The 454-nt window shown below is 63.7% G+C and carries 1 protein-coding gene; it reads right to left on the reverse strand.

Annotation, left to right across the window (positions count from 1 at the left end; all coding sequences use genetic code 11):
- Positions 1–454, reverse strand: a 454-nt coding sequence (gene nrdD / locus FE811_RS27160) for an anaerobic ribonucleoside-triphosphate reductase (protein ID WP_305034207.1), incomplete at both ends; no start/stop codon positions are given.

The raw sequence follows: 454 nt of genomic DNA on the forward strand, positions 1-454 counted from the left end.
GACCGAGAATGTCGGCGTGACGGTGATGTAGGGCAGGCCGAAGTTCTCCAGTGCCCGGCGCACCAGCTTGCGGCAGGCCTCGGCCGAGGACAGCTGCGTGCCCATGTAGAGATGCAAGACCGTGCCGCCGGTGTATTTGCGCTGCAGCGCCTCTTGCCGTTCCAGCGCCTCGAACGGGTCGTCGGTAAAGCCGACCGGAAGCTGGCTCGAGTTTGTGTAGTAAGGCTCGTGTTCGGTGCCGGCCTGGAGAATGCCGGGGAAACGCTTGCGGTCCTCCTTGGCGAAGCGATAGGTGGTGCCCTCTGCCGGCGTCGCCTCCAAGTTATAGAGATGTCCGGTCTGTTCCTGGAAGGCGGTGATGCGCGCCCGCAGATGGTCGAGCAGCCGCAGCGCGAAGCCATGGCCCCAGCTCGTGGTGATGTCATGTGCATCGTCGGTGAAGTTGCGGATCATC

It is taken from the genome of Paracoccus sp. FO-3 (assembly GCF_006386455.1).
Classification (GTDB): domain Bacteria; phylum Pseudomonadota; class Alphaproteobacteria; order Rhodobacterales; family Rhodobacteraceae; genus Paracoccus; species Paracoccus versutus.